Origin of the sequence: Corynebacterium sp. HMSC05D03, assembly GCF_001807205.1 — a bacterium.
Taxonomy (GTDB): domain Bacteria; phylum Actinomycetota; class Actinomycetes; order Mycobacteriales; family Mycobacteriaceae; genus Corynebacterium; species Corynebacterium aurimucosum.
The window spans coordinates 182516-208162 of record NZ_KV788173.1 but is presented as its reverse complement, the minus strand read 5'-3'; the positions used below and the strand labels follow the sequence as shown (position 1 = coordinate 208162).

The 25647-nt window shown below is 60.6% G+C and carries 24 protein-coding genes; 8 read left to right on the top strand and 16 right to left on the bottom strand.

Annotated elements, in window-relative coordinates; all coding sequences use genetic code 11:
• From HMPREF3147_RS05720 to HMPREF3147_RS05710, 3 genes are all read left to right on the top strand, one after another.
• Nucleotides 1-437: HNH endonuclease signature motif containing protein (locus HMPREF3147_RS05720; protein ID WP_141740719.1), on the top strand; the 437-nt coding region annotated here is incomplete at its 5' end.
• A 179-nt stretch (nt 438-616) separates the two neighbouring features.
• Nucleotides 617-1006, top strand: a complete 390-nt coding sequence (locus HMPREF3147_RS05715) for a VOC family protein (RefSeq protein WP_070445691.1) — start codon at nt 617-619, stop codon at nt 1004-1006.
• A gap of 67 nt (nt 1007-1073) precedes the next feature.
• Nucleotides 1074-1676 (top strand): AMIN domain-containing protein, encoded by a 603-nt coding sequence (locus tag HMPREF3147_RS05710; protein WP_246815732.1) that lies wholly within the window; start codon nt 1074-1076, stop codon nt 1674-1676.
• A gap of 96 nt (nt 1677-1772) precedes the next feature.
• On the opposite strand, the gene HMPREF3147_RS05705 is transcribed toward HMPREF3147_RS05710, so the two are convergent.
• From HMPREF3147_RS05705 to HMPREF3147_RS05690, 4 genes are all read right to left on the bottom strand, one after another.
• Nucleotides 1773-4043, bottom strand: a complete 2271-nt coding sequence (locus HMPREF3147_RS05705) for a polyribonucleotide nucleotidyltransferase (protein WP_070445685.1) — start codon at nt 4041-4043, stop codon at nt 1773-1775.
• A gap of 140 nt (nt 4044-4183) precedes the next feature.
• Nucleotides 4184-4453 (bottom strand): 30S ribosomal protein S15, encoded by a 270-nt coding sequence (gene rpsO / locus HMPREF3147_RS05700; protein ID WP_010190317.1) that lies wholly within the window; start codon nt 4451-4453, stop codon nt 4184-4186.
• A 78-nt stretch (nt 4454-4531) separates the two neighbouring features.
• Complete coding sequence (locus HMPREF3147_RS05695) at nt 4532-5449, bottom strand: nucleoside hydrolase (RefSeq protein WP_070445680.1); 918 nt, start codon at nt 5447-5449, stop codon at nt 4532-4534.
• Nucleotides 5450-6430, bottom strand: a complete 981-nt coding sequence (locus HMPREF3147_RS05690) for a bifunctional riboflavin kinase/FAD synthetase (RefSeq protein ID WP_070445677.1) — start codon at nt 6428-6430, stop codon at nt 5450-5452. It lies immediately after the preceding gene.
• A gap of 37 nt (nt 6431-6467) precedes the next feature.
• Between HMPREF3147_RS05690 and truB the strand changes: the two genes are divergently transcribed.
• Entirely contained in the window at nt 6468-7361 is an 894-nt protein-coding gene (truB, locus tag HMPREF3147_RS05685) for a tRNA pseudouridine(55) synthase TruB (RefSeq protein WP_070445674.1), read from the top strand.
• 9 nt (nt 7362-7370) lie between these two features.
• On the opposite strand, the gene HMPREF3147_RS05680 is transcribed toward truB, so the two are convergent.
• From HMPREF3147_RS05680 to rimP, 9 genes are all read right to left on the bottom strand, one after another.
• The gene (locus HMPREF3147_RS05680) at nt 7371-8045 is read right to left on the bottom strand and encodes a 4'-phosphopantetheinyl transferase family protein (protein WP_070445671.1); all 675 of its coding nucleotides are present in this window, start codon (nt 8043-8045) and stop codon (nt 7371-7373) included.
• Nucleotides 8038-8859, bottom strand: coding sequence for a metallophosphoesterase family protein (locus tag HMPREF3147_RS05675; RefSeq protein WP_070445668.1), 822 nt, complete (start codon nt 8857-8859; stop codon nt 8038-8040). The genes HMPREF3147_RS05680 and HMPREF3147_RS05675 overlap by 8 nt, the downstream gene beginning before the upstream one ends.
• Before the next feature lie 44 nt (nt 8860-8903).
• A complete protein-coding gene (locus tag HMPREF3147_RS05670; protein WP_070445665.1) occupies nt 8904-10202 on the bottom strand; it encodes an MATE family efflux transporter in 1299 nt (432 codons plus the stop codon).
• Nucleotides 10203-11165, bottom strand: coding sequence for a DHH family phosphoesterase (locus HMPREF3147_RS05665; protein WP_070445659.1), 963 nt, complete (start codon nt 11163-11165; stop codon nt 10203-10205).
• Complete coding sequence (gene rbfA, locus HMPREF3147_RS05660; protein WP_070445656.1) at nt 11166-11609, bottom strand: 30S ribosome-binding factor RbfA; 444 nt, start codon at nt 11607-11609, stop codon at nt 11166-11168. It lies immediately after the preceding gene.
• A 130-nt stretch (nt 11610-11739) separates the two neighbouring features.
• On the bottom strand, nt 11740-14421 hold the full coding sequence (gene infB / locus HMPREF3147_RS05655; protein ID WP_070445653.1) for a translation initiation factor IF-2: 2682 nt from the start codon (nt 14419-14421) through the stop codon (nt 11740-11742).
• Between the two features lie 109 nt (nt 14422-14530).
• Nucleotides 14531-14866 (bottom strand): YlxR family protein, encoded by a 336-nt coding sequence (locus HMPREF3147_RS12560; protein ID WP_083276446.1) that lies wholly within the window; start codon nt 14864-14866, stop codon nt 14531-14533.
• A gap of 120 nt (nt 14867-14986) precedes the next feature.
• Nucleotides 14987-16003, bottom strand: coding sequence for a transcription termination factor NusA (gene nusA / locus HMPREF3147_RS05650; protein ID WP_070445649.1), 1017 nt, complete (start codon nt 16001-16003; stop codon nt 14987-14989).
• Between the two features lie 3 nt (nt 16004-16006).
• Complete coding sequence (gene rimP / locus HMPREF3147_RS05645) at nt 16007-16573, bottom strand: ribosome maturation factor RimP (protein ID WP_070445646.1); 567 nt, start codon at nt 16571-16573, stop codon at nt 16007-16009.
• A 37-nt stretch (nt 16574-16610) separates the two neighbouring features.
• Here rimP and HMPREF3147_RS05640 point away from each other — a divergent pair, with 37 nt between their 5' ends.
• Complete coding sequence (locus HMPREF3147_RS05640) at nt 16611-17450, top strand: hypothetical protein (RefSeq protein WP_070445643.1); 840 nt, start codon at nt 16611-16613, stop codon at nt 17448-17450.
• Here HMPREF3147_RS05640 and HMPREF3147_RS05635 read toward each other — a convergent pair.
• Nucleotides 17447-19216: a proline--tRNA ligase gene (locus HMPREF3147_RS05635; protein ID WP_070445637.1), complete on the bottom strand. Its 1770-nt coding sequence runs from the start codon at nt 19214-19216 to the stop codon at nt 17447-17449. The genes HMPREF3147_RS05640 and HMPREF3147_RS05635 overlap by 4 nt on opposite strands.
• 32 nt (nt 19217-19248) lie before the next feature.
• On the opposite strand from HMPREF3147_RS05635, the gene yaaA reads away from it, so the two are divergent.
• Nucleotides 19249-19971, top strand: a complete 723-nt coding sequence (gene yaaA, locus HMPREF3147_RS05630; RefSeq protein WP_070445634.1) for a peroxide stress protein YaaA — start codon at nt 19249-19251, stop codon at nt 19969-19971.
• Between the two features lie 79 nt (nt 19972-20050).
• Here the strand turns inward: yaaA and HMPREF3147_RS05625 are convergent, their stop codons facing one another.
• Complete coding sequence (locus HMPREF3147_RS05625) at nt 20051-21364, bottom strand: DUF4921 family protein (protein ID WP_210384570.1); 1314 nt, start codon at nt 21362-21364, stop codon at nt 20051-20053.
• A gap of 51 nt (nt 21365-21415) precedes the next feature.
• Between HMPREF3147_RS05625 and HMPREF3147_RS05620 the strand changes: the two genes are divergently transcribed.
• Both HMPREF3147_RS05620 and HMPREF3147_RS05615 read left to right on the top strand, forming a co-directional pair.
• Nucleotides 21416-22231, top strand: coding sequence for a PhzF family phenazine biosynthesis protein (locus HMPREF3147_RS05620; protein WP_070445631.1), 816 nt, complete (start codon nt 21416-21418; stop codon nt 22229-22231).
• Nucleotides 22224-23612: a protein adenylyltransferase SelO family protein gene (locus tag HMPREF3147_RS05615; protein ID WP_070445629.1), complete on the top strand. Its 1389-nt coding sequence runs from the start codon at nt 22224-22226 to the stop codon at nt 23610-23612. The genes HMPREF3147_RS05620 and HMPREF3147_RS05615 overlap by 8 nt, the downstream gene beginning before the upstream one ends.
• A gap of 299 nt (nt 23613-23911) precedes the next feature.
• On the opposite strand, the gene mqo is transcribed toward HMPREF3147_RS05615, so the two are convergent.
• Entirely contained in the window at nt 23912-25414 is a 1503-nt protein-coding gene (gene mqo / locus HMPREF3147_RS05610; protein ID WP_070445626.1) for a malate dehydrogenase (quinone), read from the bottom strand.
• Nucleotides 25415-25647 lie beyond the last annotated feature (233 nt).

Genomic DNA, 25647 nt, shown 5'->3' with positions numbered 1-25647 from the left:
TCGAAGGACGCGACGGTACCTGCCGGGTCGGCGGCTGTGGCGAGCCTGCTTTCCTTAGCCAGTTGGATCACCGACACAACTGGGCCGAAGGCGGGCCAACCCACCCGAAGAACCTAGCGTGTTTATGCCAAAGCCATCACAACATGAAAACCGATGGCACCCTTAAATACCTGCTCGACCCCTACAGCGGGGATGTCATCTGGCTATATGAAGACGGCACCTGGACTATTACCGAAGCCGACGGGCCGCTAGCACCAAAACAGAAACGCTGGGCACAAACAGTCGCCCAACACATCACCGCCACCAGGAAACGCATCCGCGAGGAAGCCCAACATTTAAAACAAGAACTCGACGACTACGCACAACAAGCCAAAACCAAAGCCGAAGCCGAGGACAACACCGACACAGATGCCAGCACCGACGACATCCCCTTCTAAACCCCGCCGTCGAATAAAACGACGACACCAATCCAGCAGAAAGGAAAGAACCCAAGAAACCAGGAACACAACCACCGTCGTCACAGACGACGACTGCACTGCCGAAGCCCAGTCAGGCTCGCCCCAACTGTTGCCATTGGGACCGGCTGGACTTAGTCATGCCGGTTAGGATGGAGTGAATGCAGATCTACATTGCCTCAGTACCCGTCGATGATGTTGCCCTCGCTCACGACTTCTATGTCAATACGCTCGGCTTTCGAGTCAAGGACGATGTAACCCACGGAGACTTTCGGTGGCTCACGGTCACCAATGCGGAAGGCCAAGGGGATATGGAGCTCCTGCTCGAGCCCAAGGCCCATTCCGCGGCCAAGGACTACGCAGCAGCACTCAAGGCTGACGGTGTCCCTGTCACCCAGTTCCTATCCGCAGACGTGGAGCGAGAATATAGCGAGCTCACTGAAAAGGGAGTGCATTTCACTATGGTGCCGACCGACGTCGGCCCCTCCATCATCGCCGTCTTCGATGACACCGTAGGCAACCTCATCCAACTGGTACAGCTCAAGAAATAGAGAATAAAGAATGTCACACTTACCTTCTTCCGTCGCTATCATCGCAGCCGTTAGCGCCCTATGCGTAATGCCTCTAACTGCATGCGCGGAGCGTGGGTCAGACACGACTCCGGCACCGCAGTTCAGTGCAATTCCGTCTAGCTCCGCTGCTATCGATAGGCCGGAGCCGCCGTCCAGTGACACGCAGAATGCTCTCTCACAACAGGATGCCAATGTTGCTGCCTTTGCGGGTATGGGGACGGCTGCGATTGATGACCAACACCACATGCCAGATCGGTTGGGCGGCCTCATTCCGACGGGCGTGCGCGTAGGTGCTCACGACGGTTTCACGCGGGTGGTGGTTGACCTCGAGGGAGAAGGTGAGCCCGGCTGGTTCACCGCCTATACCGACGATCCTCGTCAGCAGGCATCAGGTCATCCAGTCGAAGTAAAGGGAAGCACTTTTCTCAATCTGGGGGTCGAAGGAACTCCGTGGCCTTCCACACCCGATCTCGAAGAAAGGTATATGAAGCCAGGAACTACTCCCGGTACTGGTGTGGTGAGCGAAGTCGTATACACGACCTCATTCGAGGCACAAACCCAATTGATCATTGGGCTACAGAAGAAGACACCGTACTCAGTGACTTTCCTGGAGGACCCTAAACGCCTAGTTCTCGACTTCCAGGTTTGACGTGTGGTGAAACGATAAGGGCCCTGTCCCCAGCTAATTTCTGGGTTACAGGACCCTTGATCTAGGAGGTCCTAGTGGTCCTAGCTAGTCCGAGGATTAGTCCTCCTCAACCGGAACCAGGGAGATTTTGCCGCGATTATCAATGTCGGCAATTTCGACCTGAATCTTATCGCCAACATTGACGACGTCCTCGACCTTCTCAATGCGCTCGTCGCCACCGAGCTTCGAGATGTGTACGAGGCCGTCACGACCCGGAGTCAGGGAAACGAAGGCACCAAAAGCCACGGTCTTCACCACGGTGCCAAGGAAACGCTCACCCACCTTCGGCAGCTGCGGGTTAGCGATGCTATTCACGCGGTCGATCGCAGCGTCAGCTGCTTCACCGGTAGCGGCAGAGATATACACAGTGCCGTCTTCCTCGATGGAGACATCGGCGCCAGTTTCCTCAGTAATGGCGTTGATAGTCTTGCCCTTCGGGCCAATGAGCTCACCAATCTTGTTCACCGGGATAGTCACCGAGGTAATGCGCGGAGCCAGGCCAGACATCTCGTCTGGACCCTCGATGACCTCAGACATCGTGTCGAGGATGGCGGCACGGGCGTCGCGGGCCTGTTCGAGGGCGTCGGCAAGCACGTGCGAAGGAATGCCATCCAGCTTGGTATCCAGCTGCAGGGCGGTGATGAACTCGGATGTACCGGCAACCTTGAAGTCCATATCGCCGAAGGCATCCTCAGCGCCGAGAATATCGGTCAGCGCCACGAACTTTCCCTTGCCGTTGACTTCGCCCGAGACCAAACCCATGGCGATACCCGCCACCGGAGCCTTCAGCGGAACGCCCGCGTTGTAGAGGGACAGGGTGGACGCACAGACGGAGCCCATGGAGGTAGAACCGTTGGAACCAAGGGCCTCAGACACCTGGCGAATGGCGTAGGGGAAGTCCTCACGGGACGGGATCACCGGCAGCAACGCGCGCTCAGCCAGCGCACCGTGACCAATCTCGCGGCGCTTCGGGGAACCTACGCGGCCGGTCTCGCCGGTGGAGTACGGTGGGAAGTTGTAGTGGTGCATGTAGCGCTTGGACTCCACTGGGGTCAAAGAATCGATCTGCTGCTCCATCTTCAGCATGTCCAGGGTGGTCACACCCAGGATCTGGGTCTCGCCACGCTCGAAGAGAGAGGAGCCGTGTGCACGCGGGATCAGATCAACCTCCACGCCAAGGTCACGGATATCGGTCACACCACGGCCATCGATCCGGAAGCCCTCGGTGAGGATCTTGGTGCGCACGATGTCCTTCATCACGGCGTTGAAGGCGTTGCGGATCTGTTTGGATGCATCGGTCTCGTCGAGGTCATCAAAGTCTTCGATGAGCTTAGCCTCGACCTGCTCCATGTACTCATTAGTGGCGTCGTCGCGGTCCTGCTTACCCGGGATGGTAAGCAGCTTCTCCAGCTTCTTGGAGGCTGCCTTTTCGACGGCCGCGTAAACATCATCACCGTAGGGCGGGAAGAGCGGGAACTCCTGTGTCTCCTTAGCTGCACGCTCCGCCAGACCTGCCTGCGCTTCACACAGGGACTTGATGAAAGGCTTCGCAGCCTCCAAGCCCTCAGCCACGGTGGACTCCTGCGGAGCCGGTGCGCCTTCCTTGATGCGCTCGGCTACGTTCACACCAGCGCCGGCCTCGACCATCATGATGGCTACGTCGTCCTTGCGGCCCTTCTTCACGATGCGGCCGGCAACGACCATCTCGAAGAGGGCACGCTCGTGCTGCTCGTTATTCGGGAAGGCCACCCACTGGCCCTTCGGGTGCTTATCATCAGCAATCAGTGCCATGCGCACGCCGCCCACCGGGCCGGATACCGGCAGGCCAGAGAGCTGGGTGGAGGCGGAAGCGCCGTTGATGGCAACGACATCGTAGTACTCCTCCGGGTCCATGGAGAGGACCGTGACAACAACCTGAACCTCGTTGCGCAAGCCCTTAACGAAGGTTGGGCGCAGCGGGCGGTCGATGAGGCGGCAGGCCAGGATAGCTTCGGTGGAAGGGCGCCCCTCGCGGCGGAAGAAGGAACCCGGGATTTTACCCGCGGCATACATGCGCTCCTCGACGTCCACGGTCAGCGGGAAGAAGTCGAAGCCTTCGCGCGGCTGGTTAGAAGCGGTGGTCGTGGACAGCAGCATGGTGTCCTCGTCCAGGTAAGTGGTCACGGAGCCACCGGCCTGGCGAGCCAGCTGGCCCGTCTCAAAACGGATGGTGCGAGTGCCGAAATCGCCGTTGTCCAGGGTGGCGATGGCCTCGGTGATGCCGTAATCATCGTCGATAAGAAACTCGACGGAATTGTTCGGTTGCTTTTTAGCGTTCTTAGCGCTCATGGATATAACTCTCCTTGGAGCTGTCATGGCGATCTTCGGTGCCGCCTCTTCTTCGATGTTTTCTGACAACGTCCAAGGATTTTAGCAGATGAGACAAGAAAACCCCCGCACACAAGGTGCGGGGGCCAAAAGTTAAGCGCTTAGCGGCGCAGACCCAGGCGAGAAATCAGGTCGCGGTAACGGTCAACGTCGTTAGCGGCCAGGTACTTCAGCAGGCCACGACGGCGACCAACCATCAGCAACAGACCACGGCGGGAGTGGTGATCGTGCTTGTGATCCTTGAGGTGCTCGGTCAGGTTGTTGATGCGGGAAGTCAGCAGCGCAACCTGTGCCTCCGGGGAACCGGTATCGGTCTCGTGCAGGCCGTACTCCTTGAGGATTTCAGCCTTCTTCTCGGTACTCAAAGCCATGGAAAATCTCCTATTGTATTTCAGTCCACATGAAATGTTGCGCCATGAGGCGCTGCCCGTGACTACTGTGGACCGCAGTCAGCAAGCCGAAGTAGAAGTATAGAGGCTGCCGAGCTTCGACATCAAATCATCAACAAAGCGCGCGTCATCTACCGCAACGGCCACACGGGCGGTGGGGTTATCCAAGCGTTCCGGGTCACCGATTGTGCGGCCAGTATCCTCACACCGCAGATTGAGGTCGAGGCAGGTGACCAGCGAGGGATCGGCAGCCACAGCTACCGCTAAAGGGTCGTGGAGCCCGCAACCGCCAAGGTGCGGAGAGGTCGTCTTATAGGCGCGAATGTAGTAGTCCACGATGTCCGCGTAGATCTGGCCCGTCCGCGTTCCTCGCCACTGTTGCGTGTGCTCCCTGGTGAGCAACGTGCGCAGCGTGACATCGAGCCCCACCATCGTGAGGTCCTGAGCATGGCGGAATACATAGTCCGTGGCTTGGGGATCTTGGAAAACGTTGGCCTCGGCATAAGGAGTGACGTTCCCGGGTACGGTCAGCGCCCCACCCATCATCACGATGCGGGCGTTGCGGGCAAAGTCCGGGTCTTTGCGCATGGCGGCTGCAATGCTTGTCGACGGCCCCGTCGGCACGATAACCAGATCCTCGCCATGCTCACGGACCGAACGGATAAGAAAGCCCACTGCGTCCTCGTATGCCTTGCGGCGCGGCGGAGGCAGAAGTACTTCCCCAAGGCCATTGCGGCCATGGATGAAAGCAGAAATGGGAGCAACGCTAAAGCCCGGCCGCGTCGGACCGATGAAGACGGGGACATCCTCGGCGTCGAGAAGCTCGAGCAACGCCAGCGAGTTACGCACGCCCAACGCCACCGGAACGTTTCCATAGGTACCCGTAACCCCGATCAGCTCGAGATCGGGGTGCGCTAAGGCATAGGCGAGCGCAAGGGCGTCATCAATTCCGGTATCAAGGTCGAGGATGATCTTCATTTAAACCTCGCGGGCAAGAATTTCACGAACTCGGGCAACGTCACGTTCCATAGCTGTCAGGAGCTCCTCCACGGAATTGAATTTCTCCATGTCACGCACATGGTCGACGAAATGCACGGTGGCTTCGTGGCCGTAAAGGTCAGCGTCGCGGTCCAGCACGAAGGACTCCACCGAACGCTCCTCGTCACCAAAGGTAGGGTTGGTGCCTACCGAAATGGCTGCGGGATAAGGAATGCCGGGCTCCATGTCACCTTCCAGAGGGGCGCCGGTGGGCTCAACCACGAACCAGCCCGCGTAGACGCCATCGGCTGGAATGGCGACGGATTCCGGGAAATACTGGTTAGCGGTTGGGAAACCAAGCTCCTTTCCACCACGTCCTGCACCACGCACAACGGGCCCAGTCACCGTGAAATGACGCCCCAGCGCCCAATTGGCGCGCGCAATATCGCCCTTGGCAAGGGCGGCGCGAATGTTGGTGGAGCAGATGCGCTCGCCGTCGTCGTCAAGCAAGGGCACGATGTCAACGCCGAAGCCGAACTCAGCGCCGAATTCCGCCAGCGCCTCCGCGGTGCCGGACGCGCCCGCGCCAAAGGTGAAGTTCTCCCCCACCACGACGTGCTCTGTGTGCAAACGCTCCACCAGGAGATCCGTCACATAGTCGCGCGGCTCGACGCCCCGGAGTTCTTCGGTGAAGTCGATGACGAGCACGGCCTCGATGCCCATTTCTTCCGCCAGCTGCATGCGACGCTCGAAAGTAATCACGGAGAGAGGAGCGCGCTCCGGCAAGAATACGGAGACTGGGTGCGGATCGAAGGTCACCATGACCGCGCGCTGTCCATGTCTGTGTGCGTGCTCAACGGCCTTCCTCACGAGCTGTTGGTGCCCGCGGTGCAGGCCGTCGAAGACACCAATTGTCACCGAGGTCGGGCCAAGGTCAGTGGGGATGCTATCGATTCCGTACCAAATATCCACGGGCACCATGCTATCCCACTGCGGCCGGTGCCCTAGACTGCAGGGCATGACTGATCCGCTCGAACGTTCCGGCCTCGTGGTCGTCGACAAACCCGCCGGCATGACCTCGCACGACGTCGTGGGAAAACTGCGCCGCTTCTTCCGCACCCGCAAGGTGGGGCACGCAGGCACGCTTGATCCGATGGCTACTGGAGTGCTCGTCGTAGGCATCGAGCGCGGCACCAAGTTTCTTGCCCACATGGTGGCCTCCACCAAGGCCTATGACGCAACGATTCGTCTTGGCATGGCAACCCACACCGACGACGCGGAGGGGGAAGCAACGTGGGGCAAACCGGCAACCGCAGTGGAGGATTCCGCCATTGCGCGAGAAATTGCTGCCTTGACCGGCGATATTATGCAGCGCCCAGCAGCGGTCTCCGCCATCAAAGTGGATGGCAAGCGCGCGCATGAAAGGGTGCGGTCAGGTGAAGAGGTCGAGCTTCCGGCTCGGCCAGTAACGGTCAGCCGCTTCGATATTCTCGCTACGCGCCGCGAGGGTGAGTTCATCGACCTCGACGTCTCAGTGGCGTGTTCTTCGGGAACCTATATCCGCTCGTTGGCTCGGGATTTGGGCGAGGCCCTCGGCGTCGGCGGACACCTTACCGCGCTGCGCCGCACGGAAGTGGGCCCTTTCACGCTTGACGACGCCCTCCCTCTCGACGCCCTCGAAGACTCCCCGGAGTTGTCCTTAAGCCTCGACGAGGCGCTCGCTCGCAGCTATCCGGTTGTGGACGTCACCGATGATGAGGCCCAAGCTTTGGCCATGGGTAAGTGGCTGGAGCCGCGTGGGTTGAAAGGCACGTACGCGGCCGTCGACCCGCAGGGGCGGTCGATTGCCTTGATCAAGGAAAAAGGAAAGCGCTTAGCCACGGTTTTCGTCGCGCGCCCCTCGACGCTATAACTGCCTGATTTAGCGGTCAAAGTTGAGCGCAGGGACAGCGGTGGCGACGATGACATAGCCATCTCGGATGATCCAGTGCCCAGTGATGAAAGGCACTGGGGTCGGCCGCGCCAAGAGGTAGGACACCAGAGTGCCATCGAAGCGTAAATCGATTTCGGCTTGGTCAAAATCCAGCCAGCGCCGGGTCATGGGGAACCACGTCTTGTAGGTGGCCTCCTTGGCGCAGAACAACAGGCGGTCCGGACAGGAAATACCCGCCGCTTGCAACTGAGCCAACTGCGGCATCTCCCCCGGCCGCGCGATCATCGTCAGCACGTGTTCCGGCAGGGGCTCCGCTGGTTCGGCGTCGAGCCCCATGGAGCGCACGTGCGTGGCAGGAGCTGCCACGGCTGCGCGCAAACCTTCGGTGTGCGTCATCGATCCGGTATAGCCCTCCGGCCACAGCGGCATGCCGCGCTCGCCGCGCAGAATCGGCTCGTCTCCCGTGTAGTTGAGCTCCTTCAAGGCCTGGTGGGCGCACCAGCGCGCATCCCCAAACTCGGATTTGCGCACGTCCACGGCTTGGGAGACCACGGAGCGCTCTTCCGGGGAGAGATGATGATAATTGAGAAGATTGGTCATCGACTCATCCGTGCGCACATAGCAAAAACGAGCTGATTCCGGGAAGAGAGAAGGTTCAAGCATGCTCGGCCCTCCCTGTCTTCTCGTCGATGGTAAGCACTGGGTACGGCCACGGCTGAAGACCACCGTGCGCCTGCCACTCACGCGGATAGCCCAGGGACACCTCGATGTGGTCTACCCCATCGATGTTGGCGCGATTAGGCATGTGGAGGTGACCATAGATCACAGCCTTAGCGTTATAGCGCCGCGGCCAGGAGCGCGTGTGGCGGGTGCCGCACCACAAGGCCACTTCGGGCCAACGCAAGTAGAGAGTCGGCTCCTGTACCAGCGGCCAGTGGTTGATAAGAACCGTTTCGCCCTCGACCCGTGACAGCCGCTTGATCGAATAAGCCAGGCGGTCCCAGCACCACGCGCGCACATCGACGAAGGGGGCGATGGCAAATTCATCGGTCATGACGATCTGCTTCTCCTTCGCACTCGCAAGCGCTTGTTCCACCGTGGTGCCTGGTGGACGGAAGCTGTAATCGTAGAGCGTAAACAGCGGGACCACGGTGACGCCTCCGAATACCGGAAACGGATCCTCTGGGGTAATCACGCCGATTTCCCGGCAGCCTGCAACGAGGCGATCGTATTTCGAGCGTCCCTGGTAAACGTCCTGTGACCGAGAAAAAAGCTCATGGTTGCCAGGTGCCCAAATGACCGTAGCGTAGCGGTTCTTTAGGCGCGCCAGGGTGTTAATCACCAGATCAATGCGTTCGGCGACGTCTCCCGCAACAATCAACCAATCGTTGGGATTCGGCGGGACAAGTTCATCAATGCGGTCCCCGTTCACGCGTACCGCTGCATGGAGATCAGAGACGGCCCACAGAGTGGTCATAGCGCCTCCTTCGCACGAACAGTCCTTCTACTTGTACCACAGGCTTAGACCCGTGCCCACCGCATGGAGTAAAAGCGCCCAACCACGCCCACCATGCGGATGAGGATGAATGCGGCAATACCGCCCCACACCCCGGTCAGGCCGGTGCCGAAAACAAAGGCCAACCAGACCCCGGGCAGGAAGCCGAGAAGCACTGACGCGAGGGTCAGCGTGCGGAGAAAGGCTGCGTCCCCAGCACCCAGAAGGACGCCGTCCAAAGCGAAGACAACGCCGCCGATAATGACGAGGAAAGTCATAACCCACCAGGGGCCGGAGATGACCTCTAGGACCTCCGGGCTCGTGGTGAATATCCGTGGGATAAAGGCGGAGCCAAGGCCCAATACCGCTGCCAGTGCGAGGGAGAAGGACGTCGAGTAGAGCGTCACCTTGGTTCCTACCGTGCGGGCATAGCGCGCTGAGCCCGCTCCCAATGCCGCGCCGGTCAAGGCTTGGGCAGCGATCGCGAGGGAATCCAGAACGAGGGATAGGAAGTTCCACATCTGCATCATGATTTGATGCGCAGCGAGCTGCGCAGTGCCGATACGTGAGGCCACGGCCGCCGCTGACAGAAACGCCACTTGGAAGCTCAGCGAACGCACGATGAGGTCACGCCCCAGCACGAGCTGCCGACGAACCACGCTCCAGCGAATCTCCCACGAGCCGGTATGCTCGCGGCGCAGCTCCGCCACGAAGAACGCCGCGATGATCCCCATGCCCAGCACCGTGGCCAGAGCGGAGCCCGGTAGACCCCAGAAGTGCACGAAAATAGGCACCGCGATGGCGCCGGGAACCATACCTGCAAGGGTGAAGTAAAGGGGCTTGCGGGTGTTGTGAACACCGCGCATCCAGCCGTTGCCGGCCATGTTGATGAGGGTAAAAGGAATAGCGACGGCGGCAATCCGCAACCACTGTGCAGTCCCTCGCGCAGTATCCGGGTTACCTGTCAACCAGGTGGCAAAGACGCCGGCAAAGAGCCACATGATGACGGCGAGCACCATTCCAACACCCACGGCAACCCACGTTGCCTGGACGCCCTCGGCGACGGCCTCCTCGCGCTTCCCCGCGCCGAACAGCCGTGACGCACGCGCGGTCGTGCCATAAGACAGAAAGGTTAATTGGGTGGTAACCACCGAATGGAGTGTGGCCGCTGCGCCAAGCGAGGCCAGATCCTCCGCCCCTAAACGGCCTACGACCGCGGTATCCAGCAATAAATACAGCGGCATGGCCGCCAGAACGCCCAGAGCGGGGACGGCGAGGCGGAAGACCTCAGCGGCAGAAACCTTCACTGGTTGCTCGGAAGCCATCTAGGACAACGCACCTACCAGCTGTGCTATAACCTCTTCGGGCCTTCCGTGCGCGGTATAACCTGCGGCTGGAATATGCCCGCCGCCGCCGAAGGTGAGGGCCACTTCCGCACAGTTGACGGCGGAGGAACGCAAGGACACCGCCCACATTTCGGGCGCCTGTTCCTTGAAGACCACTCCGATGTCAGTGCCTTTCAAGGCCCGAACATAATCGACGAAAGATTCAATCGCGGAATCGGCGTGGGAGCTGACCTCCTCATGCGGGACGAAGAGAACAGCGAGGCGGTGCTCCCCTGCTTCCTCAATCCTGAGGCCTGAGAGCACGCGTCCAATCATCTGCAGGTCATCGGCGGTGCTGGAATCCATGAGTTCCAGCGCAATCTGCTTGGTGTCGAGACCATAGAGCATCAGGCGCGCAGCGATATCATGCATGGCTGGGCGCCCCCACCGGAAATTACCGGTATCGGTGACTAGGCCCGCGTACAGGCAATGCGCGATGACGCGATCGATCTGGATGGACAGCCTGTCCAGAATGTCCAGCAGCACCACCGTGGTGGACTCACATACCGGATCCACCACATTGATGGCTCCAAAACCATCGTTGGAGGCGTGGTGGTCGATGCACAGGACGCGGCCCACGGCGGCCATGTCTTCGATCTCCCGGGCCACCGAACCCGTCCGATCTATCGAGCCGCAGTCCACAGTGACATAGAGGTCATATCCTTGTGGAAGCTCATCCACCAACTCAATCTCATCCACCGTGGGGATGGAAAACAGGTTGGCTGAAATGTCACGGCGTTGGCCAATCACGGTGCGGGTTTGTTTCCCGCGCTGGCGGAGCGCCAGGGTAAGGGCGGCTGCCGAGCCGACCGCGTCGGCGTCTGGGCGCAAGTGCGTGATGATGCAAATGCTGCTGGCTTGCACCAGCGCATCCACTGCGGCTTCGTAATTGGTTCGCGACACTTAGTCCTCTTCCCCATCCGAGGTCTTGTACGGGTTCGCGTCGCCTGCGGGCTGTGCACCTTCCTTCAGCTTCGCTAACTCCGCATCGCGTGCACGGGCGCGGGCGAGCAGTTCCTCCATGTGCGCGGAAGCCTCGGGGACGGTATCAAGCTCAAAAGACAGCGTCGGTGTAAAGCGAACGGAGAGCTCATCACCCACAATCTTGCGCAATTGCCCCTTGGCCCTGGTGAGGGCTTCGGCCGCTTGATCATAATCTGGCTCGGTCTCGATATCCGTACCACGCACCGTGTAGAACACGGTGGCATCGTGGAGATCACCCGTGACCCGGGCATCCGTGATTGTCACCAGCTCAAGGCGGCGATCCTTGATTTGGCGCTCAATTGCGCTGGCAACGATTGTCTGAATGCGCTTTGCCATGCGTGCGGCGCGTGCGTGATCAACCATAGTGAAGCTCCTTTACGTACGGTTACTGGCAACTAGTCTAGGATACCGATTCTGCACCTTTCGGCTGAAATGAGGAAAGCCCAGCCAGAATCTTTCCTGGCTGGGCTTCACTACCTGAGGTTTCCTGCGCTTAGTCGCGCGGGACCTCGACCTCTTCGTAGGCCTGGATGATATCGCCTACCTGAATATCCGGGTAGGACAGAACCATACCGCACTCGTAGCCGGCGTTGATCTCGTTTGCGTCATCCTTCTCGTGACGCAGGGACTCGATCTTGGCATCGGAGGTAATGACGTTTCCGTCGCGGACCAGGCGCACCTTGCCATTGCGCTTGACCTTGCCCTCCGTGACCATACAACCGGCGATGGTGCCAACGGCGGAGGACTTGAACAGCGCGCGGATTTCTGCCGCACCGGTGTCTCGCTCCTCGTAGATGGGCTTGAGCATGCCCTTCAGAGCTGCCTCAACCTCTTCGATGGCGCGGTAGATCACCGTGTAGTAGCGGATATCGACGCCCTCAGCGTTGGCCTCCTCGGTGGCCTTGCCCTCAGCGCGGACGTTGAAAGCGATGATGATGGCGTCCGAAGCCGCAGCCAGGGAGACGTTGGTCTGCGTCACCGCACCCACACCACGGTCGATGATGTTGAGCTGTACCTCGTCGTCGATCTCAATGTCCAACAGGGCATCTTCGAGGGCCTCCACGGAACCTGCGTTGTCGCCCTTGAGGATGAGGTTGAGCGTCGAGGTTTCCTTGAGCACTGCATCCAGGTCCTCGAGGGAGACGCGCTTGCGAGCCTTCGCCTGCAGAGCAGAACGCTTGCGGGCATCGCGCTGTGCAGCAATCTGGCGTGCCACGCGGTCATCCTCAACAACTAGGAGGTTGTCGCCGGCGCCTGGCACACCATTGAGACCCTGCACCTGGACCGGGCGGGACGGGCCGGCCTCTTCCACATCGTGACCGAATTCATCGAGCATGCGGCGCACACGTCCGTGTGCATCACCAACCACGATGGAATCACCAATGCGCAGCGTACCGCGCTGGATGATGACCGTAGCCACCGGACCGCGGCCGCGGTCGAGGTGGGCCTCGATGGCAGAGCCCTGTGCATCCATGTCCGGGTTAGCGGTGAGCTCCAAGGCAGCGTCCGCCGTCAGGATGACGGCTTCAAGCAGATCATCAATGTTGATGTTGTTCTTCGCGGAGATATCCACGAACATCGTGTCGCCACCGTACTCTTCCGGAACCAGTCCGTATTCAGTGAGCTGACCACGGATCTTGTCCGGGGAAGCCTCCGGCTTATCAATCTTGTTGACTGCGACAACCACAGGGATGTCTGCTGCCTTCGCGTGGTTGATTGCCTCGATGGTCTGCGGCATCACGCCGTCATCGGCGGCAACGACCAGGATGGCCAAGTCGGTGGACTTAGCACCGCGGGCACGCATGGCGGTGAAGGCCTCGTGACCCGGGGTATCCAGGAAGGTGATGGTGCGAGGACCATCCTCCAGGTCCACCGTGGTTTGGTAAGCGCCGATGCCCTGGGTAATGCCACCGGCCTCGCCGGCACCCTCGTTGGTCTTACGAATGGTGTCCAGAAGGCGAGTCTTACCGTGGTCGACGTGACCCATCACAGTAACCACTGGCGGGCGCTTCTCAAGTGCCTCTTCGCCACCCTCGTCCTCGCCGAACTGCAGGTCGAAGGACTCGAGCAGTTCGCGGTCCTCATCCTCTGGGGAGACGACCTGGACCTCGTAATTAATCTCCGAACCCAGCAGCTGCAGGGTGTCTTCGGAGACAGAAGCCGTAGCAGTCACCATCTCACCGAGGTTGAACAGCGCCTGCACCAATGCTGCAGGATCTGCACCAATCTTCTCAGCGAAGTCAGCCAGGGAAGCACCGCGACGCAGGCGCACGACCTTACCGCCGCCGTCAGGCAGACGTACGCCGCCTACCTCATGCTTCTGCTGCTCTTCAAACTCATGGCGCTTCTGACGCTTCGACTTCTTACCGCGACGCGGTGCACCACCCGGACGGCCGAATGCACCAGCGGTGCCACCGCGACGACCGCCGCGTCCACGGAAACCACCGTGGCCAGGACCACCGCGGCCGGGGCCGCCACCGCGGCCGCCGCGACCACGACCACCGCCGCCACTACCAGCGGCCTTCGACGGCATGCTGGCCGGGTTCGGGTGCGAAGGCATCATTGCCGGCGAAGGACGACGTCCACCGCTACGGTTGCCATCGCCCTGCGGGCGTGCGCCGCCCTTGCCGCCACGGTTATCACCGGGCTTGCCAGCGGAGCGCTGTCCCTTGGTGCCGCCTGGGCGAGGTCCGGGGCTCGGACGATCGCTGGAGCTACCCGTGGAGAACGGGTTATTAGCCACGCGGCGGGTGCCACCAGGCTTCGGCATGCTGCGCGGAGTGACAGCGCGCTCGCCACCCTTCTCGGTGTTCTTGCGCTGTGCTCCAGGCTTCGGTGCGGCACCCGGCTTCGGTGCACCGCCCGGCTTGGGGGCGGCACCCGGCTTGGGGGCGGCACCCGGCTTGGGGCCTGGCTTTGCTGCGGCGGCAGGCTTCTTTTCTGCCGGTTTCTTGGCAGCAGAAGCTGGGGTGGCTGCTGGCGCGTTCTTCTCCGCTGCCTTGTCCTCGCCACCCTTAGCTTCGTAGTGAGCGCGCATCTTCTTGATCACCGGGGGTTCGATGGTCGAGGATGCGGTCTTGACGAACTCGCCTTGTTCCTTCAGCGTGGCGAGTAGTTCCTTGCTGGTTACGCCGAGCTGCTTTGCCAACTCGTGTACACGTAGCTTTCCGGGCACTTGTCTCCTCTTTAATCTTTCTAGGAGCCAAGGCCGCGGAATACGGCCTGACCCCTAGTTAATGGCTATGGACTTTCATCGCTGATGCTGCTTCATGGTTGTGCGCTCATCAGTGTTCGGTCTTCCTTTTTAACTCTGGGTCGCACGGGCTGTTGCCCGCCGACTGCACCTGCTGCGTGGCAGCGAGGTACTCACGTACGTGACCTGTGTCCACGTCTGTGGACAATCGGAGCGCGCGCCTGAAGGCACGGGTCCGCTCCGCCAGCTCTACTGCTTCCAGATCAGGCCTTATCCACGCTCCCCTTCCGGGAAGGCGTCGGCCGGGATCCGGAACAACACGGCATCCTGTGGGATCACCCTTATCGGCGACAACCCTCAGCAGTTCCGTGTCGGGATGCTTTTGACGCGTAGCGATACAGGTGCGGAGACGCTGTCCTCGAGACATCCAACTCCTTAGGTCATATCGCTATTGCTGCTACGCCACAGCATTCCTGCATGTGGGCCGTTGTCTAGTCTACGCGAAAATAGGCCAAACCTTTAATTCCACCGCAGGCTGCTCGGAAAGCTAGTCCCGAGCGGCGTCGGAGTGAATATCAATCTTCCATCCGGTCAGGCGTGCTGCGAGGCGTGCGTTCTGGCCTTCCTTGCCGATAGCGAGCGAAAGCTGGTAATCCGGCACGGTTACCTTGGCCACCTGCGCTTCCTCGTCGAGGATTTCTACGCGCACGACCTTCGACGGGGCGAGAGCATTGCCCACGTAAACGGCTGGGTCTTCGTTGAAGTCGATGATGTCAATCTTCTCACCCCCGAGTTCACGCATAACGTTGCTGACGCGAGAGCCCTTCGGGCCGATACACGCCCCCTTGGCGTTGAGGCCCTTGGCGTGGCCGCGAACGGAGATCTTGGAGCGGTGGCCAGCCTCGCGGGCAATGGCGATAATCTCGACCGCACCGTCGGCAACCTCCGGGACCTCCAGCTCAAAGAGACCGCGAACCAGCTCGGGGTGAGTACGCGACAGCGTGATCTGCACCTTAGCGCCGTTGCGGTTCACGCCCACGACATAGGCCTTGACGCGGTCACCGTGCTCGAGCTTCTCCCCTGGCAGCTGCTCAGCAGGCAACAGGAAAGCATCCTGGGAATCGTGTTCGGTGCCCAACTGCACCACAACGACGCCGCGCTTGTTGGCGTGGATATCGCGCTGGACGACACCCGACACTACCGTTCCGGTCAGCTCAGAATAGGAATCATAGGTTCGCTCAGCCTCGTTCTCGCGCAACTTGCGCAGAATGGCATCGCGGACCGCCTGCGCGCCGATGCGCCCAAAGTTGTCCGGGGTGTCGTCGTATTCGCTGATGACCTCTCCGGTCTCCGGATCACTTTCGGTCACAATGACAGTGACGGCGCCGCTGTCGGCGTCGATGTCTACGCGCGACTTCGTACCTTCCGCCTTTGTCTCAGCGGATTCTGCACGGTGGTCCAGGTAGGAATACAAAAGGGCACCCGCGATAGCTTCGAGCAGGTCCTTCACAGGTACGCCGCGCTCGCGCTGAATCGTGCGGAGTGCCTCTAGGTCAATATTCACTTGTTAGTCCTCTCGGGTTGCCGAGTTCTGCTCGGCGAAGTCGAACGTCTGCATAGCCGCCTCCAGCTCCATGGCTGAAGGCTGAGCAAATTCAATTTCTACCACTGCACGGCTCAAGTTTTCCAATCGCTCGATCTGGTAACGCACCTCCTTCTTCACCGTCGTGATAAGCGCCACGGATTCTTCGTCCTCAGACAGGGCGCCGATGCGCGCGACGCGAGTGGTTCCAGGTTCCTCGACAAGCGCATATCCGACCAGCCTTCCTTGGTTGCGGCGCCAATGGCGCGGGGCGCTCAGCGGGAAGTCCACACCTGGCGTCGACACCTCCAAGGTGTAGCCCGCGCCAAAGTTGAGGGTGCCCGCTTCCTCTTGGGCATCGAAAAGCTCGGAAATCTCCTGCGATAGTTCTTCTATGAGATCGGAGCTCGGGCGCTCATCGCCATCGATGCGAATGATGACCTGAGACTTCTTACCAGCTCGCGTGGTCTTCACGTCTTCGATGTCGAGGCCGCGTGCGGCGGCGACAGGCTGCAGAATTTCGGTTAGTTGCGCGGGTGTTGGGAATGCCATGCGCTCTAGACTAGGTCACCCGGGTAGGGTCTATCGCGTGAACCGCCGAGTAGTTATCCCCACCCTGCTTGTGTGCGCTGCCCCCTGGATGGGCGGCTGCCAAGCCACCGACGCGATCGTGGATTATTTTGGCCCCCACGCGGACCCCTCCCTCACCTCGCTTGCTCACACCGCCAGTGCGGATGCTCTCGCCTTGGAAGAACTTGATGCGGATGCCGCTGCCTTGCGCGCAGAGCAAGCTGAGCAGCTCTATGAAGAAATCGAGCGACTATGCGGACGCGATGAGGAAGGAGAGACTCCACGCTCCTGTGCGGTCGACCGTGACGTTGCCCCGCAGGATTCCGCGGACGTCTCCGCCGTGTTTGACGCCGCCTCCTCATTCTCCGAAGAGAACATCAGCAACGTTCCTGAAGAATCCCGCGCCCTTGTTCTGACACAAGCCATTGCGCTTAACGCGTGGAAGAACGAGGAGCTGGCAGACGCTCCCGAACTCACAGAACAGGACCGTGAACTCGGAGTCGAGCTCCTAAAATGGGAATATCAGCAGGTCTATGCCCTCGATTTCGCGCGCTCCTATGTGTCCCCCGACCAAGAAGATCATGTCGATGAGCTTCTGCGCATTCACGAGGACAGAATCCTGCAACTTCAGCTGCAACTGGAAAAGCTCGGTCCCGTGCCGCAGCCCGCGCCCGCATACGATTCACCGGCAGGTAGCCTGCCAAAGGACGCCGACTCAGCGCGCGCATTCATCGACGAGGTCGCACACAACGACACGCTGAAGTGGACCAATGCGGCCATCACGGCGGCACCGGCAACCCCGTGGCAGCACTGGCTTATCACGGTTGCGGCGCAATCGCACCGCTTTCATGCTGCCTAGCCGCGGATAAGTTCCGTGAGGGTCTCCACGATCTGATCGGCGGGAACTTCACGAGTCTCGCCGCCGCGGATGCGCAGCTCAATGATGCCATCAGCGAAAGCGCGACCCAGGATGGCGATGAACGGCATACCCAGAAGCTCAGCATCCTTGAACTTCACGCCCGGGGAGACCTTGGGGCGGTCGTCGTAAAGCACCTCGATGCCTGCGCGATCCAGATCCTCCACCAGCTTCTGACCTGCCTCCAGGGCAGCGGCGTCCTTGTTCGCTACGGCCACGTGCACCTGGTACGGGGCCACGGCCACCGGCCAGTTGAGGCCCTTCTCATCGTGGCGCTGCTCTGCCAGCACGGCGAGCATGCGCGTAACACCAATGCCGTAGGAACCCATGGTCGGCACGGCGCGCTTGCCGTTCTCATCGAGAATCTGTACGTCGAAAGCCTCGGTGTACTTGCGGCCCAGCTGGAAAATGTGGCCAAGCTCAATGCCGCGCTCCAGAGTCAGAGTGCCCTGACCATTCGGTGCCGGGTCCCCTTCCTTGACCTCGGCGGCCTCGATGAACTCATCCACAGTGAAGTCACGGCCGGCCACCAGTCCGATGACGTGACGCTGCGGGGCATCCGCACCGGTAATCCAGGAGGTACCAGAAACCACGCGCGGGTCAGCATAAATCTTCACGTCGTGGGCATTCAGGACACGCGGCCCGACATAGCCCTTGACCAGGAAGGAGTTCTTCTTGAAATCCCCCTCACCGGCGAGCTCAAACTCGGCCGGCTCCAGCGAGGCCTCGAGGCGCTTTTCATCCAGCTCGCGGTCGCCCGGAATGAGGACGGCGGCCAGCTCCCATTCCTTCTCTTCTTCCGTGGCTGCGGGGGCGGCCACCTTGATCATCATGCACTTGAGGGTGTCCGCGGCGGTGACTTCGCGGCCGTCGACAGTAATGCCGGCACCCTTAGCCCACTCCACCAGAGACTCAATGGTCTCGGATTTCGGAGTCTCATGCTCCTGTGCCTCCGGCAGGCCGTCGAAGGGGATTTCCTCCGGAGCCTGAGTGACCACGGCCTCCACGTTGGCAGCGTAATCGCCCTCGGTGGCGCGCACGAAGGTATCTTCGCCTACCTCAGACACGGCAAGGAATTCCTCAGAGGCCGAACCGCCCATCGCACCAGAAGTGGCCTTGCAAATCGCGTAATCGATCTCTAGGCGGTCAAAGATGTTCTGGTAGGCCTTGCGGTGGCGGGCATAGGACTCATCGAGCCCCTCATCCGTCATGTCGAAGGAATAGGAATCCTTCATGGTGAACTCGCGGCCGCGCAGCACGCCCGCACGCGGGCGCTCCTCATCGCGGTACTTCGTCTGGATCTGGTACAGCGTGACCGGGAAATCCTTGTACGAGGAGTACATATCCTTCACCGCAGTGGTGAACATCTCCTCGTGGGTCGGGCCCAGCAACATGTCCGCACCCTTGCGGTCCTTCAGACGGAACAGATTATCGCCGTATTCCGTCCAGCGGTTCGACTCCTCATAAGGCTCGCGCGGCAGCAGCGCCGGGAAGAGCATCTCCTGGCCACCGATGGCGTTCATCTCCTGGCGGATAACGTCTTCGATCTTGCGCATGGCGCGCAGTCCCAATGGCAACCAGGTGTACACACCCGGCGCAACGCGGCGCACATAACCTGCGCGGACGAGAAGCTTGTGGCTGGGGACTTCGGCATCAGCCGGATCCTCACGAAGAGTGCGGAGGAAAAGCTCAGAAAGACGTGTAATCATGGTTGCTCAGTCTACATCGCTAGCATGTAGCCATGCTGATCATCCTCCCTCCTTCTGAGACCAAAGCACACGGCGGCAGCGGCGCGGCCCTGAACTGGGACGAGCTTTCCTTTCCCGCGCTGAACCCGATCCGCCGAGAAATCGCTGCAGAGTTGTCGTCCCTCGACGTCGATGAAGCGCTGGAGGTGCTCAAGCTCTCTGAGAAGTTGCGTGGGGAAGCCGAGTCCAACCGCGAGTTGGCTTCCTCCCCCACCATGCCCGCGCTGGAGCGTTTCACCGGCGTGCTCTACGACGCCCTCGACGCCCCCACCCTCCCTCCAGAAGCACGGAAGTACCTAGCCGTGGGCGATGCGCTCTTCGGGTTGCTGCGCGCCGATGACCTCATCCCGCACTACCGGCTCTCCGGTAGTACGAAACTGGGCGGGCGGACGCTGAAGTCTCAGTGGGGTACGGCGATCACGGATGAGCTACGCGCGCTTGTCGACGCTGGCGAGTTCCTCATCGACATGCGCTCGGGCACCTATCAGCAGCTGGGCAAGCTCAAGGACGCCGCCACCGTGCGCGTGGAGTCAGTGCAAGAGGATGGCTCCCGCAAGGTGGTCTCTCACTTCAACAAGCACTACAAGGGGGAGCTCGCTCGCGTACTCGCTCTCAAGGGCGAGAGCGTCTCCACCCTCGAGGATGCCGCCCGCGTAGCCCAAGAGTCGGGCATGAGCACCGAACTGCGCGGCAGCGAGCTGGTGCTCGTGGTCTGATTTATCTATTTATCAATTTATCTACGCCCGCCGATTTATCTATTTATCTATTTATCTGGCTCAGGCGAAGCGGGGCCATTCAAACCAATGGGTTATAGCGCAAACTATTGCGCTTGAGCTCGCACTCAGTGGCGATAGAGATGCCGGAAGCAATCTTTCCGCGCTCGCGAAGGCGGAACATGGCGTCCACGACGCGATCACGCAAACCCCACGGATCAATGGTGTTGATGTAGACCTTCGTGCCGCCCTCAAAGCCAGCCAAGGTCGATACCCTGAGCTTGAGCATGACGCGCCACGGCTGAGGCAGGTCCACGCTGGGCGGACGGTGGTGCCACTCTTCATTGCAGGCCACGTCCGGCCCCACCGCGGCGTGGGCCGCGTGAATCAGATCCGACATTCCACGTACTTCCTCCGGGTTCTGTTCCCACGGTTCACAGCGCGGTGACTTGGAGAAGATCTCCAGTGTGGGATAGCGGTGGCCAAATCCGGCGAAGAGCACCGCATAATCATTTTCTGCGATGACGAGGTTGCGCTTTGCCGCATAGCCCACAGCCCAGTCGTTGTACATGTTGGGGTGCGCACGCAGAATCGCATTTTCCTGGTGAGCGGCCATGCCCAGGGCGTCAATCGCGACGAGCTGCTTATGCAAGTGATCGAAGGACGCGCCCGCCGGTGCCAGCCAGTTCTGAAATACAGCGACATAGGAGGCATAGCGGTTGCGCTGGTAGAGCTCGCGCGTCGATTCCGCAGTGAACGTTGTCAGCAGGAAGTGCTCATCGGGGCTCAGCGTGCCGGAGGAGGCTAGCTGACTATCATCGACGGCCCCATCCACGAAGTGCCGTGAGGAGATAATGACATCATGTCCGCCGCCGAAGAAACCATCGGCGAGGGCGAGCAGAGAATCGTCGTCCAGCGCGGTATCCTTGCCCGCTGCCTTGAGCTTGGTGCGCACCACGTTAAGTACGTGCAGGCGCCCAGCCTCGTCGCCTTCGTACTTCTCCTTGTGCTGAGCCAGGTCTGGATCCATGGTGAAGCCATAGTTCTCGTGCCAATAGTCATAAGACACGATTTCAAAAAGGTTCGGAACGCGGCGAAACAGCGGCTGGGAGTTATCCAGCTCGTGGGGAAAAAGGCCGCGCTGAATCTCCCCCGAAGCCAAGATGCGGGACTTTTCCGGCGGGGTGTCCAGCATGCGCCCGGAGCAAAAAGCACAGCTGTGCGTCAAGGCATCAGGGCCCAGCGGATGCGGTTCCTTTGCCGCATGCGCAAGCGGGCGGTTGCCGCGTCCTGGCACGGTCCACACCTCTGTTCCGGAGAAAGGGTTAACCTGTTTGACGGTCCCATCCGCCATGGTCTGGATAGGTTCGACGCGGCTAAAAAGTGCTTCGCTCATGCTGCCCAGCGTAGACCTCCCCACCCGCCGGTGCGACTAGACTTAGGCCTCATGCAGCACCGATTCTTTGAAGTAGATGTCTTCGCCACTGGGCCGTTTACCGGTAATCCCCTCGCCGTGGTTGCGGATGCCGATGGTTTGAGCACCGAAGAAATGCAGCGTATCGCACACTGGACCAATTTCTCTGAGACGACCTTCCTGTGCTCACCTACTGATCCTGGCGCGGACTACCGCATACGAATCTTCACCCCGCACGAAGAGTTCCCCTTCGCCGGTCACCCCACGCTGGGCAGTGCGCGCGTCGCGGCGGAGCTATTAGGAAAGAGCGGGACCCTGATTCAGGAATGCGGTGTCGGATTAGTCGCCGTGCGCCAGGACGAGGGCCGTTTCGCCTTCGCTACCCCGCCCTTACTGCGCCACGGGGAGCTCAGTGAGGCTGAGCGCTCCGAAGCAGCCGCCGTACTCGGAATCGATGAAGAGAGCATCGTTGACTCCGGCTGGGTGGACAACGGGCCTGGCTGGCGCTTGGTCCAGCTCGAATCTGCTGAAACCGTCCGGAAGCTTCGCCCCACGCCCACCCCCGGCGTCAAGGTCGGCGTGGTCGGCCTCACCGGGGATACGGAGCCGGCCTACGAGGTTCGCGCTATCACCGGGCAATTCGAGGACCCCGTCACCGGTTCCTTCAATGGCGGAGCCGCCCAGTTCCTCCGCGCCAAGGGCGCCGTTCCTGCCCGCTATACCGCGGCACAAGGCAGCCAAATAGGACGCGATGGCCGCGTCTTTATCGACGATGACGGGGACGAGCTCTGGGTAGGCGGCAACGTCCACATTCGCGTGCGCGGAACCCTGGGGTCCCGCGATGACTAAACAGCCCCTGCCTTTTGAGCTGCACAATGATTTTGCCCAACGCCTGCCACAGATGGTCACGGCAAGCCGCGGGGAAGAACAGCCAGCTCCACGAATCGTGGCGCTCAATGAGCACCTAGCCGCCGAGCTCGGCCTCGACCCAGACTGGCTGCGCAGCGAGGACGGAATAGAGTTCCTCCTTGGCCGTGGAGCAGTCACTCCGCACGCGATGGCCTACGCGGGCTTTCAGTTCGGGCAGTATAACCCGGCAATGGGTGACGGCCGCGCCCTCCTCTTGGGCGAAGTCACTGGCCCCACCGCCGCTCACAACCCCACGGGCCTGTGGGATCTGCATGCCAAGGGCACGGGGCTGACTCCCTACTCGCGTTATGGCTCTGATGGGCGCGGCACGCTGCGCTCAATGCTGCGTGAGTATCTCTTCTCCGAGTCGATGCATGCCCTAGGTGTGCCCACCACTCGGTCGCTGGCGGTGCTCGCCACCGGTCGCCCCATCCAGCGCCAGATGGCGGAAGAGGCAGGGGTTCTCGTGCGGGTGGCCGCGAGCCACATTCGTGTTGGTTCCTTCCACTTCGCCGCGCACTCGCAGGTGCCTGGGCTACTGCAGCGCCTTGCCGCCTACACCAGTGAACGCCACTACCCCGGCGCCGACTTCCGGGAGCTGTTCACGCACGTCATGGAGGCACAAGCCGCGACGGTCGCCGGGTGGATGCAGCTGGGCTTCATTCACGGCGTAATGAACACTGATAACACCACGTTATCGGGCGAAACCATTGACTATGGCCCCTGCGCGTTCATGGAAAGCTATGACCCCAACACCTGGTTTAGCTCTATCGATACGCAGGGACGCTACCGCTTTGGGCGCCAGCCCGACATGTTGGGCTGGAACCTTGCGCGATTGGTGGAGTCACTGCTTCCGCTTATCGACGACTCCCCTGACACCGCCCTCACCTGGGCTCAAGAGGCCATCGATACCTTTGCGGACCGCTTCGAGAAAGCACGGCGAGTCGAAGCCCTGCAGCACTTGCAGCTGCCCGAAGAGCTTTTCCAGGATTACAACGCTGCCCTCGTGCAGGCCGCCCCGGACCTCACACAAGCCAACCGCAGCCTTGTCAGTGCCGCGGCGGGCGAGCCTGCGGCGGCCTATGAACTCCTCAAGGATAGAAGTTTCGTTGATGCCTACTGCGCAAGTAGCCCCGACGTTGTGCTGCTCGAGCGAACCGTGCCGCGTGTGATTCCCCGGCCGCGGCTGGTCGAAAGCGCTCTGGGCGATGCCGAAGAGTTCGCCCGTCTTCTGCACGCCACCACGCATCCTTTTGATGCTGCGCCGGAGTATGAGCAGCCCGGCGGTACCGAAGGCTATCTCACCTACTGCGGAACCTAAGAACCACGAGCGCACACAGAAGCAAACACACCACCGCCCCGAGGTCTCCGTAGGAAAGGAAATGGAGTCTCGGGGCGGCGGTGTGTCTCTATCTTTCATTGCCACGCTCCCGGTCGGTTTCTCAGGCCGACCGCCCCGCGTGGCTGGGGTTCTCTCTATCTCTCTCGCATGCGCTCTCTCAAACGCACACCATCATTATGGGGCGCTGTCCTTGGTGAAGCGTTCCGGTGCACTGAACGCTTCCTGCCAATTACTGAGAATTACCTGCGAGGGAATCGCTGACGAGGCGAAGAGCGAGATTACTTGGTCTCCAGCTGCAGAGTCTTCTGCGTGTACTCCCACATCTCGTTGTAGAGCTTCTTGTCCTTGGACAGCTTGGTTCCGTAGGAAGGAATCATCTCCTGGATCTTGTCGCCCCACTGAATCATGTTCTCACCGAAGCAGCGCTCCAGTAGCTCAATCATGATGGCTGGGGTGATGGAAGCGCCCGGGGAAGCGCCAAGCAGACCAGCGATGTTGCCTTCTGGGTTGTTGATGAGGGTGGTGCCGAACTCCAAGGAGCCGAACTGCGGTGCACCCGCTGGCTTAATCACCTGGACACGCTGGCCGGCGATAACAGTCTCCCAATCAGCCGGATCCGCGCTCGGGACGTATTCCTTCAGGGTTTCAACGCGCTTGTCGAAGTCCTTGAGGACCTCAGTGACCAGGTACTTGGTCAGACCAAACTCCTGTGCTGCCACGCCCAGGTAAGAGGTGATGTTGTCCGGACGGATGGACTTGAACAGGTCCAGGTAGGAGCCCTTCTTCAGGAACTTCGGGGACCAGCCGCCGTAAGGGCCAAACAGCAGGCCTTCTTCACCGTCGATGACACGGGTGTCCAGGTGCGGCACGGACATCGGCGGAGCACCCACAGCAGCCTTGCCATAAACCTTGGCGTGGTGCTGCTTGACCAGCTCCGGGTTCTTGGAGCGCAGCCACAGGCCCGAGACCGGGAAACCGGCGAAACCAGAAACCTCACGGACACCAGCCTTGCGCAACAGGTCGAGTGCGTAACCGCCGGCACCAACGAAAACAAACTTGGCGTGGACAGCCTGGTAGTCACCGGTGTGGAGGTTCTTTGCCACCACGCGCCACTTGGAACCATCACGCTTAATATCAACGACCTCGTGGCCATAACGGATCTCGGTGCCGGCAGCCTTAGCCGCAGTGAAGAACTGCTTAGCCAGGGCGCCAAAGTTGACGTCGGTGCCCGCATCGGTCCACGAGATGGCAACCTTCTGGGAGTTGAAGTCACGGCCCTGGGACATCAGGGGCAGCTTCTCCTGGAAGGTGGCGTCATCGTCGCTGAACTGCATGTTCGGGAACATGTGGTTATCCTTCAGCGCGTCGAAGCGGCGCTTCAGGTAATCCACCTGGATGGAGCCCTGTGCAAAGGACACATGCGGAACCGGGTTGATGAAGGCCTTCGGGTCCGTCAGGATGCCGTTGTTGAGCTGGTGGGACCAGAACTGGCGAGAAACCTGGAACTTCTCATTGATATTCATAGCCTTGGAAACATCAATGCGGCCGTTCTTTTCTGGGGTGTAGTTCAGCTCGCACAGCGCGGAGTGGCCGGTACCGGCATTGTTCCACGGGGAAGAGGACTCAAGCGCAGGGCCGTCCAAACGCTCGAAGACCATCTGCGTCCAGCTGGGCTCGAGCTCACGCAGCATGGCGCCGAGGGTGGCGCTCATAATACCTGCACCAATGAGTGCGACCTCAACCTCGTCTACTACTTGTGCTGTCTTCTTATCGGAGGACACTGTACTTATTACCTCTTTGAGTCGATGTATTCGTTGTGGTCAAGTGCCCTGCGCATGTGGGTACACAGGGCGCGGTGAGAAAGCGCTCGACGATGCTAGGAAGCAAACCGGCATACAGACCTCCCCTACGAGAGGTCCGTCAAGCATTAATTCCACTTTACGCCCCTAAATGAGAAATAGGCATTCCTGGGAAAATAAATGCCCGAATATGAAACCACTACCCCTTTTGTGGT

Excerpts from the sequence above, each read along its gene's own strand:
- HMPREF3147_RS05715 (WP_070445691.1), top strand. The coding sequence starts at position 617 with ATGCAGATCTACATTGCCTCAGTACCCGTCGATGATGTTGCCCTCGCT.
- HMPREF3147_RS05710 (WP_246815732.1), top strand. The coding sequence starts at position 1,074 with ATGCCTCTAACTGCATGCGCGGAGCGTGGGTCAGACACGACTCCGGCA.
- HMPREF3147_RS05705 (WP_070445685.1), bottom strand. The coding sequence starts at position 4,043 with ATGAGCGCTAAGAACGCTAAAAAGCAACCGAACAATTCCGTCGAGTTT.
- rpsO (WP_010190317.1), bottom strand. The coding sequence starts at position 4,453 with ATGGCTTTGAGTACCGAGAAGAAGGCTGAAATCCTCAAGGAGTACGGC.
- HMPREF3147_RS05695 (WP_070445680.1), bottom strand. The coding sequence starts at position 5,449 with ATGAAGATCATCCTCGACCTTGATACCGGAATTGATGACGCCCTTGCG.
- HMPREF3147_RS05690 (WP_070445677.1), bottom strand. The coding sequence starts at position 6,430 with ATGGTGCCCGTGGATATTTGGTACGGAATCGATAGCATCCCCACTGAC.
- truB (WP_070445674.1), top strand. The coding sequence starts at position 6,468 with ATGACTGATCCGCTCGAACGTTCCGGCCTCGTGGTCGTCGACAAACCC.
- HMPREF3147_RS05680 (WP_070445671.1), bottom strand. The coding sequence starts at position 8,045 with ATGCTTGAACCTTCTCTCTTCCCGGAATCAGCTCGTTTTTGCTATGTG.
- HMPREF3147_RS05675 (WP_070445668.1), bottom strand. The coding sequence starts at position 8,859 with ATGACCACTCTGTGGGCCGTCTCTGATCTCCATGCAGCGGTACGCGTG.
- HMPREF3147_RS05670 (WP_070445665.1), bottom strand. The coding sequence starts at position 10,202 with ATGGCTTCCGAGCAACCAGTGAAGGTTTCTGCCGCTGAGGTCTTCCGC.
- rbfA (WP_070445656.1), bottom strand. The coding sequence starts at position 11,609 with ATGGTTGATCACGCACGCGCCGCACGCATGGCAAAGCGCATTCAGACA.
- HMPREF3147_RS12560 (WP_083276446.1), bottom strand. The coding sequence starts at position 14,866 with ATGTCTCGAGGACAGCGTCTCCGCACCTGTATCGCTACGCGTCAAAAG.
- rimP (WP_070445646.1), bottom strand. The coding sequence starts at position 16,573 with ATGGCATTCCCAACACCCGCGCAACTAACCGAAATTCTGCAGCCTGTC.
- HMPREF3147_RS05635 (WP_070445637.1), bottom strand. The coding sequence starts at position 19,216 with ATGATTACACGTCTTTCTGAGCTTTTCCTCCGCACTCTTCGTGAGGAT.
- yaaA (WP_070445634.1), top strand. The coding sequence starts at position 19,249 with ATGCTGATCATCCTCCCTCCTTCTGAGACCAAAGCACACGGCGGCAGC.
- HMPREF3147_RS05625 (WP_210384570.1), bottom strand. The coding sequence starts at position 21,364 with ATGAGCGAAGCACTTTTTAGCCGCGTCGAACCTATCCAGACCATGGCG.
- HMPREF3147_RS05620 (WP_070445631.1), top strand. The coding sequence starts at position 21,416 with ATGCAGCACCGATTCTTTGAAGTAGATGTCTTCGCCACTGGGCCGTTT.
- HMPREF3147_RS05615 (WP_070445629.1), top strand. The coding sequence starts at position 22,224 with ATGACTAAACAGCCCCTGCCTTTTGAGCTGCACAATGATTTTGCCCAA.